The 4,249-nt window shown below is 75.3% G+C and carries 3 protein-coding genes; 1 reads left to right on the top strand and 2 read right to left on the bottom strand.

All coding sequences use genetic code 11. The features are described from left to right. Positions 1-3,240 (bottom strand): S8 family serine peptidase (locus tag OMK64_RS19695; protein WP_272730051.1); only part of this gene is annotated, 3,240 nt, incomplete at its 3' end. Positions 3,241-3,410: 170 nt separating this feature from the next. Between OMK64_RS19695 and OMK64_RS19690 the strand changes: the two genes are divergently transcribed. Then, entirely contained in the window at positions 3,411-4,013 is a 603-nt protein-coding gene (locus OMK64_RS19690; RefSeq protein ID WP_272730050.1) for a GNAT family N-acetyltransferase, read from the top strand. Positions 4,014-4,031: 18 nt separating this feature from the next. Here OMK64_RS19690 and OMK64_RS19685 read toward each other — a convergent pair. Beyond that, positions 4,032-4,249: hypothetical protein (locus OMK64_RS19685; protein WP_272730049.1), on the bottom strand; the 218-nt coding region annotated here is incomplete at its 5' end.

Genomic DNA, 4,249 nt, shown 5'->3' with positions numbered 1-4,249 from the left:
GTTGCCCGGGCCGGTCGAGCGGGTCGCGGTCAGGTTCAGCACGACCGCGGTCGCGCTGGTCGGCAGGTGCTCGGACAGGTCGAGCACGAGCCGGGCACCGGTCGGCTGCCGGGTCCCGCCCAGCCCGCTGCGGGTGTCCAGGACGCGCTCGGGCGGCACCGGGGTGTACCGCTCACCCCCCGCACCCACCGTGAACGGCACCCGCACCGGCGCCGGCAGCACACCACCGGACGTGTCGTGCAGGCCCGTGACGACGACCGAGAAGTGGTCGCCCAGGCCCAGGTCGGCGGACGGACGCACGGTGATCGCGCTCGTCCCGTCGAGCGCGACCGTCGCCGGGACGGTCGCGCCCGTCCGGTCCTTGAGGACGACGTGCGCGGCGACGTTCGCCGACGTCAGGTCGGCCGGGTCGAGCTGACGGCCGAACCCGAGGCGCACGGTCGGTCGCACCGCGACGCCCGCCGTGTGCGGCGCCACGCTGGTCGACGTCAGCCACGCACGCCGCGGCGCGTCCTGGATCGACTGCCGCAGCGCGAGCACGCCGTCCTGAGCGGCGACGACCGCGTCCAGCCGCCCGTCACCGTCGAGGTGTGCGAGCGCGACCTGGTTGGCGGAGGCGTAGACGAGCTGCTCGACGGGGGTGGGCGCCGGCGCGGAGAGCGTGCCGCCCGGCCGCTGCCACAGCACGCTCACGGCATAGCCGAACGCGTTGACGACGACCACGTCCTGGAGGCCGTCGGCGTTCAGGTCGCCGATCGCCAGGTCGCCGTCGTCCTCGCTGCCGATCGGGTACTGCACCTCGGGGGCGAACCCACCGGTGGAGCGACCGGCCGAGACGCGCAGGGCGCTGCCGCTGATGCGGACCACGTCGAGGCGCCCGTCGCCCGTCACGTCGCCGACGTCGACCGTCGTGGTGAGGGGCCCGCCCGCGGGCGGCAGGGTGACCGGCGCGGCGAAGGTGCCGTCGGTGCGCTGCGCGTACAGGGCGTACGTGGTGACGACGTCGGGCCGTCCGTCCCCGGTGAGGTCGCCGACCGCGATCCGCTGCTCGCCGACGCCGCCCGCGTTCTGCTGCGTGAGCGTGACCGGCCCCGGCGTGAAGGCGCCCGTGCCGTCGTTGAGCATGACGTGCAGGCTCGACGGCACGCGGCTCGAGGAGACCACGACGTCGGTGTCGCCGTCGCCGTCCCAGTCGGTGGCCGCGATCCCGCGCCCGTTCACCGGCGTCCCGTTGTAGGAGAGCGCGTTGTCGCTGCCGGGTGTCAGCGTGCCCCCGGACTGCTTCAGGACGACGAAGCCGAGGTTGGTGGTCGCGACCGCGTCGCTGTCCTTGTCGCCGTCGACGTCCGCGGCGACGAGCCCCTCGCCCACCAGCCAGAGGCCCGGCGACGGCACCTCGACGCGCGCGCCGAGCGTCCCGTCGCCCTTCCCGGGGTAGACCGAGACCCCCTTGCCGCCGCCGACCGTCAGCGCGTCGACCTTCCCGTCGCCCGTGAAGTCCGCCGCCACGACCGCGGTCGCGGCGAACGACGCCGACGCCGGGGAGCGCGTCGGGGTGAACACCGGGAAGGCGGCGGGCTCGACGGTGACCACGTAGTCCCACTCCGTCGGCGCCGAGCCGTTCTCGTTCGACACGCCGACCCGGATCGTCCCAGCCTGCGCGACCTGGACGACGGTCTCCTCACCCTCGCCCAGGTCCGTGTCGCGCGCCTCGCCCAGCAGGTTGCCCGCGCCGTCCTGGACCTCGAGCGCGAGGTCGAGCGAGGGCCCGGCCGACTCGTCGCCGAAGCCGTCGTGCGCGACGCTCACCCGGTAGCCGCCGGCCGCGGGGACGTCGATGGCGTACCAGTCGACGTCGCCCTCGGGCGAGATCTGCCCGGTGACCGTGCTGCCGGTGACGCGGCGCGCCGTCGCGGCCGTGTCGTCGGACTGGCCGGGATCGCCGGGCGCGCGGTCGAGCGGGACCGCCACGGCTGCGCTCAGGAACACCGTGGACGCGACGTCCACGATCCCGGCGCCGTAGTACGGGTCGTAGCCGCGCGGGCCCGCGTCACGCGCGGCCGCCACGAGCCGGTCCTCCACGGCCCCCGGGTCCAGCCGCGGGGAGGCCGCGGTGAGCAGGGCCGCGGCGCCGCTGACGACCGGGGCGGCGAACGACGTTCCCGAGCCGGCGACGTACCCGCCGTTGATGCCCGGGCCCACCATGTCGTTGCCGGGCGCGGAGATGGAGACCGTGTCGCCCCACGTCGACCAGCCCGCGAGGGCACCCCAGTCGTCGGTCGCCGACACCGACAGCAGGCCGCGCACCTGGGGCGCGTACGCCGCGGGGTACTGCGGGACCTGCGTGCCGGTGTTGCCCGCGGCCGCGACGACGACGACCCCCTGGCCGACCGCCGCCCGGATCGCGTCGAGCATCGCGGGCGACGTGGCGGGGCCGCCGAGGGAGAGGTTGATGACGTCGGCGCCGCGTGCGACCGCCCACGCGATCCCGGCGGCGACGCGCGAGTCGGTGCCGTACCCCTGCGCGTCGAGCACGCGCACCGGCAGGATCGACGCGCGGTGCGCGACACCCACGGCACCCCTGCCGTTGTTACCGGTCGCCGCCGCGACGCCCGCGACGAGCGTGCCGTGGCCGTACGGGTCGGACGGGTCGGCGTCGTTGTCGACCAGGTCGGTCCCGGGGAGCATGCGCGCGACCAGGTCCTCGTGCGCCGCGTACACGCCCGAGTCGAGGACCGCCACGACGGTGCCCTGGCCCGCGGTGAAGTCCCACACGCGCGGCTGGCGGGTCAGCTCGACGTACGGCCCCGTGTACGTGAGGTACGGGTCGTTCGTCCATCCGAAGCCCTGCCGGACGTGGTCGACCTGGACGTCGGCCACCGCCGGGTCCTGGGCGAGGCGTTCGACGACCTCCTCCGGGTCCTCGTCGCCGACCGGGACGGCGACGAACCGGGTGCCCGGCACGTCCTCGCCGCCGCTGACGCCCGCCGCCGACAGCGCGCCCCGCTGGTCCGACGCCGACGCCTTCGACGAGAACCGCACGAGGACCTGGTCGGGCTCCGCGGCCGGCGGCGCCTCGGGCAGCTCGAGCCGCGGCAGGTCGCCGCGCTCGTGGTCGGCCGGGGTGGTCGTGGGGTCGACCGGCTCCGTCGGGGCGCTCCACGCGGCGGCGGGCGCCAGGGTGACGGCGGCGAGCGCGAGCGTCATGGCCACGGTGGCGGCGGAGCGGGGCTTCAGCATGCGTGTGCGTCCTGCCGGGAGGTGGGCGAACCGCGTGCACGCGTCGGCGCGTGGACGGACGGCCTGGTCGGCCGTCAGCGTATGACCTGGCCGGGCGGCCGACGCCACCTTTTCGGGTGAACGTCCGGGTGATCCGGCCGAGCGAACGCGCGCGTGAGAAGGTCGTCCGCATGGCCGCTGTGCTCCGCCCCTTCCACCCGGCCGACCTCCCGGCGATCTACCGCATCTGCGTGCTCACCGGTGCGGCGGGCGGTGACGCCACCGCGCTCTACCGCAACCCCGACCTGCTGCCGCACGTGTACGCGGGCCCGTACCCCGTCGCGGACCCCGGCCTGTCGTTCGTCGTCGCCGACTCCCGCGGCGTGCTCGGGTACGTGGTCGCGACCGCCGACACCCTCGCGTTCGAGGAGTGGCTCGACGCCCACTGGTGGCCGACGCTGCGGGCGCAGTACCCCGTGACCGCCGATCCGGGCGACGGCACCGAGGACCACGTGCTCGTGCGGCGCATCCACGAGTGGGTCCCGACGCCTGACACCCTCTACGACACGCACCCCGCGCACCTGCACATCGACCTGCTGCCGCGTGCGCAGGGGCAGGGCTGGGGCCGACGCCTCGTCGACGCGCTCGCCGAGGCGCTGCGCGAGCGCGGCGTCACGGGCCTGCACCTCGGCGTCGACGCCCGCAACACCGGCGCGATCGCCTTCTACGACCGGGTCGGTTTCCGCCCCGCCCGCACCCACGACTGGGGGCAGACGCTCGTCCTCGACCTCTGACGACGGTGTCCCGGGGGGTCAGTAGCGGAAGTAGCCGGCGACGTCGATGACGAGGTCGGTGTCGGCGGAGTAGGTGTAGAAGGAGACGCGTCCGGCGTCGCCGAGCTGCAGGACGGCGAGGTTGGCTTCGTCGCGGCCGGGGGTGAAGTTGTTGGTGGAGATGTCGGGCAGGGTGGCCGGGACGGTGGTGGGGAAGGCGCGCAGGTGGGTGTTGCCGGCGGGGTTGGAGCCGGTGA

The sequence above is a fragment of the Cellulomonas fimi genome, from assembly GCF_028527925.1.
GTDB lineage: Bacteria > Actinomycetota > Actinomycetes > Actinomycetales > Cellulomonadaceae > Cellulomonas > Cellulomonas fimi_C.
The sequence above is the reverse complement of the archived record's forward strand: the minus strand, read 5'-3'. Positions and strand labels throughout refer to the sequence as shown.

Coding starts and splice junctions, on each gene's coding strand:
- OMK64_RS19690 (WP_272730050.1), top strand. CDS start 3,411: ATGGCCGCTGTGCTCCGCCCCTTCCACCCGGCCGACCTCCCGGCGATC.